Source organism: Mycobacteriales bacterium (genome assembly GCA_035504215.1).
GTDB lineage: Bacteria > Actinomycetota > Actinomycetes > JAFAQI01 > JAFAQI01 > DATAUK01.
Genome location: DATJSI010000030.1, coordinates 1 through 4,042, shown reverse-complemented (window position 1 = coordinate 4,042; position 4,042 = coordinate 1). Strand labels below are relative to the sequence as shown.

Annotated in this window: 5 protein-coding genes; 1 reads left to right on the top strand and 4 read right to left on the bottom strand. The window is 65.5% G+C overall.

Annotation, left to right across the window (positions count from 1 at the left end):
- From VME70_02970 to VME70_02955, 4 genes are all read right to left on the bottom strand, one after another.
- On the bottom strand, positions 1-378 hold a 378-nt coding region (locus VME70_02970; protein HTW19157.1), incomplete at its 3' end, for a thiamine pyrophosphate-binding protein.
- Positions 379-400: 22 nt separating this feature from the next.
- Positions 401-1,411, bottom strand: coding sequence for an NAD(P)-dependent alcohol dehydrogenase (locus VME70_02965; GenBank protein ID HTW19156.1), 1,011 nt, complete (start codon positions 1,409-1,411; stop codon positions 401-403).
- Positions 1,412-1,427: 16 nt separating this feature from the next.
- On the bottom strand, positions 1,428-1,895 hold the full coding sequence (locus VME70_02960) for a YbhB/YbcL family Raf kinase inhibitor-like protein (GenBank protein HTW19155.1): 468 nt from the start codon (positions 1,893-1,895) through the stop codon (positions 1,428-1,430).
- A gap of 245 nt (positions 1,896-2,140) precedes the next feature.
- Positions 2,141-2,944, bottom strand: a complete 804-nt coding sequence (locus VME70_02955) for an SDR family NAD(P)-dependent oxidoreductase (GenBank protein ID HTW19154.1) — start codon at positions 2,942-2,944, stop codon at positions 2,141-2,143.
- Positions 2,945-3,269: 325 nt separating this feature from the next.
- Here VME70_02955 and VME70_02950 point away from each other — a divergent pair.
- A partial coding sequence (locus tag VME70_02950) for a CoA-binding protein (GenBank protein HTW19153.1) occupies positions 3,270-4,042 on the top strand: 773 nt, incomplete at its 3' end.

Genomic DNA, 4,042 nt, shown 5'->3' with positions numbered 1-4,042 from the left:
GACCTGCTCGAAGATCGCGCCGGATGACGAGACGACCTGCTGCTGGTTGATGCCCTGGATGTGGTCGCGCTTGGATGGCGCCGTATCGCCGGCGATCACCAGCGTCGCGGTGCGCGACCGGACACCCTCGACCAGAGCGGTCACCGTGTTCGTCAGCCCCGGCCCGTGGGTCACGGTGGCCACGCCGAGCCGGCCGGTCGTGTTGGCGTACCCGTTGGCGGCCAGCACGGCACCACCCTCGTTGGCCATCGAGAGATACCGGCCGCCACCATACAGACGGTAGCTGTCAATCAAGAACAGATTCCCGTCGCCGAGCACACCGAAGACGGTGTCGGTTACGTGGGCGAGAGCGCGGCCGAACGCTTCATGAAAGATCATCGAAGCCAGCCCCCGTTTCTGGTTAAGGGACGAGAACGGCGCGACCCAGAAGACGCCCTGCCCTCATGTCAGCAATTGCCTCGTCGTATGCATCCAGCGGGTAGGACCGATTCTCCAACTTGACGTATCCGTCGACCGTGAGCTGAACGAGATCAACCAAGTCGAGATACGTACCGACCTGGCACCCGGCCGTCCGTTTCTCGCCATTGACCAGGTGGCCGGTCGGCAGCTCGATCGTCCCGCCGTAACCGACGACGTAGTGCGTGCCCTCCTGGCCAAGCATCGCCCCGGCGTCCTTCTCGGCGCCATCTTCACCGACGAAGTCGATCACGGCCGTCGCGCCGCCGTTGGTGATCTCGACGACCTTCTCGACCTGAGTCCCGTCGGAGAGAACGACGTTGTCGGCCCCGAGCTCGGTAGCCAGTTGCAGCGACATCTCCCGGGTATCGACCGCGATCACGCGCGCCGGCGTCATCGCCTTCAAGCACTGGATACCGATATGCCCTAGCCCGCCGGCGCCGAGCACGACGACCGACGTGCCCGGACCGAGCGTCGGCACCGCCTTCTTGACCGCGTGGTAGGCCGTCAGGCCCGCATCGGCATGCGCGGCAATATCCGCCGGGGCGATACCGGCCGGCAACGGGACGACCGCCCGGGCACTCGTCTTCAGGAACTCGGCCATGCCGCCGCTCGCGGTCAGGCCGGGAAACTTGTAATCGCTGCACAGCATGTCGACGCCCGCGCGGCAGGCGCGGCAGAACCCGCAGCTCATGAACGGGTGCATGATCACCGCGTCACCGACGGCGACGTTGAAGACCGCCGACCCGACTTCGCTGACCCAGCCCGCGTTCTCGTGCCCGAGGATGAGCGGGAGCGGCAGACCCATCTGCCCGTCGGTGATGTGGATATCCGTACGGCACAGGCCGGCACCGCCGATCCGCACGATCACGTCCCAGGGACCGGTGATGATCGGTTCTGGCACGTCGTCGAGACTCGGCGATCCCCCTTGCTCCGAGAGCTGAACCGCCTTCATCTAGGCCGACCCGCTCTCACTCGTTTGAGTAGGTACCGACAACCCGCGCCTGGTTGATGACGTCCGGATCGATCTTCTTCAGCAGATCCCAGGTACCCAGGCCCGGCTCGAGCTCGAGGTTGTTGCCGATCGCGTAGACATGGAAGTGATAGAAGTGCGTGCCGTGCCCTGGGGGCGGCGAGGCCGGAAACCAGCCGGGCTTGCCCAGGCTGTTCACGCCCTGGGTATATTCGTCGCCGCCGCCCTCGGGCAGTTCGCGAACGTCAGCCGGGATTCCGTAAACAACCCAGTGGGTGAAGCCGTCGATCAGCGGGGCGTCCATGTCATGGCAGACCACGGCGAACGAGGTCGTTCCCTCGGGAACGTCGGACCAGGAAATCGGTGGTGACACGCCGGCGCCGTTGTTGGAATGGGCATCAGGCATCCGCTCGCCGTGCTTGAAGGCGCTGCTCGACGCGCTCAGGCTGCCACCATTGAACTTCATGTGATATTCCCCTCACGTCACGATCAGTTCTCAGTATTGCTGTATCATAGCATTGATTAGCTGATGCTAGCCTGCCCGCCGGGCCCCGTCAAGTCGGCCACGCAGGCGCCCTCACCGGACATTCGCCATGTATAGAACTATCGAATCTGCCCGTCATGGATGTACGACAGCGGCGGGTGACCAGCTCCGCGCACGAAGCGTGGGTCCCAAGGCGGCGCTGGCCGGGCTGATCCGGCCGAGTGCGCTCAGCCCATGCGCACCGTGGCGCCTGCGTCGCAACAGGGTATGCACACGCCCGACATGTAAGCCGACTCGTCAGACGCCAGAAAGAGCGCCAGGTTGGCGCTGTCGCGCAACGACGGGGCGCGGCCGATCTTGAGCGGACCGGTGAACGTGTCGGGGTCCCATGCTTGGGACTCCTCGTAGGAACCGTAGACCACGGGCGAGCCGATCGGATTCATGAAGTTCGGCGACATACCGAGCATCGGGCACAGCGCGTTGACCCGGATGCCGTAGGCGCCGAGGTCGACCGCGAGCCCGCGCACCAGCCCGTTGACCCCACCCTTGGTCGCCGCGTACAGCGACCAGCCGGGGTACACGATGAACGCGGCGATCGACGACGTGATGACGATGCTGCCGCCCTTCGCCTCGCGCATCGGCGGCACTGCGTGCTTGCAGGACAGGAACATGCCGGTGAGGTTGGTGCCTATCATCCGCTGCCAATGCTCAACTGAGCGATTCTCGAACGCGACCGTGCCGTTGCCCTCGTCCGCGATGCCGGCGTTGGCATAGAGCACATTGAGCTGCCCGAACCGGTCGACCGTCGCCTTCACCGCGGCGGAGACCTCTGCTTCGTCGGCCACGTCGCCCGGCACCGCGATCGCTTCGCCGCCGCGTTCGACAATCTCAGCCGCGACGTCGTGCGCACGCTCGGCGACGATGTCGTTGACCGCTACCCGTGCCCCTTCGCCGGCGAACAGCAGCGCGCTCTCACGGCCGAGACCGGCGCCGGCGCCGGTGATCAGTACGGCTTTTCCGTCGAGTCTCATGGCGACACGCCAGCGCCGTTGTTGGAATAGGCATCAGGTATGCGTCCGCCGTGCTTGAAGGCGCTGCTCGATGCGCTCAGGCTGCCACCGTTGAACCTCATGTGATATTCCCCTCACGTCACGATCAGTTCTCGGTATTGCTGTATCATATCATTGATTCGCTGATGCTAGCCTGCCCATCAGGCCTCGTCAAGCCGGCGACGCAGGCACCGATCCGGAGAAGGGTGAGGTCCGTGTGATGGTCGGAACAGGCTCCAGCGGAGGCACTGCACCACTCATGCACGAGGCACCGTCGAGGCATGCGGTAGCCGGCTCCACGAGGTCGATGGCGGCGGCGCTTGACCGGCTCCTGAAGCCGTCGTCCATCGCGTTCGTGGGCCTCAGTGATAATTCCTCCTTTCTCGACACGGTCTCGCCCACATTCGACAGCGACGCCGAGATCTTCATGGTCAATCCACGCTACGAGTCAGTGGCCGGCCGGCCCACCGCACCCAGCCTGACGTCGCTGGACCGGCCGATCGACGCCGTCATGTGCTTCATGTCCGCCGAACGCACGACCGAGCTTGTCGAGGAGGCCGCCGCGCTCGACATCGGCGGTGTAGTCCTGGTCGCCAGCGGGTTCGCGGAGCTCGACACCGGCGGCGAGGCACTGCAGGCCCGGATTAGGGCCGCCGCTGCCGCGGCCTCGATGCCGGTCATAGGTCCGAACGGGCTCGGCTATGTCAACGTGCGCCGTCGGGTCAGCCTGACGGTTGCCAACCGCCACAAGCGCCGGCCCGGCGGTATCTCGGTGATTTCGCAGAGCGGCGCCCTGACCAGCGGTAGCGCGATGGCGGCGTGGCTGTACCCGGACTGCGGCACGAACATCCTGGTGTCCTCGGGCAACGAGGCGATCACGGATCTCGCCGACTACGTCGACTACCTCGTCGATGATCCGGAGACCACCGCCATCGGACTGGTGATAGAGAAGATCCGCAGGCCGCAAGCCTTCTTCGCCGCCGTCGCAAGGGCAACGGCCGCCGGCAAGCCGGTGGTCGCGCTCAAGCTCGCCCGGAACGAACGCTCGCAACGACTGGCAGCCTCGCACACCGGAGCGCT

What these genes read in the sequence shown, in the direction of transcription:
- VME70_02955 (HTW19154.1), bottom strand. Translation starts at nt 2,944, where the DNA reads ATGAGACTCGACGGAAAAGCCGTACTGATCACCGGCGCCGGCGCCGGT.
- VME70_02960 (HTW19155.1), bottom strand. Translation starts at nt 1,895, where the DNA reads ATGAAGTTCAATGGTGGCAGCCTGAGCGCGTCGAGCAGCGCCTTCAAG.
- VME70_02965 (HTW19156.1), bottom strand. Translation starts at nt 1,411, where the DNA reads ATGAAGGCGGTTCAGCTCTCGGAGCAAGGGGGATCGCCGAGTCTCGAC.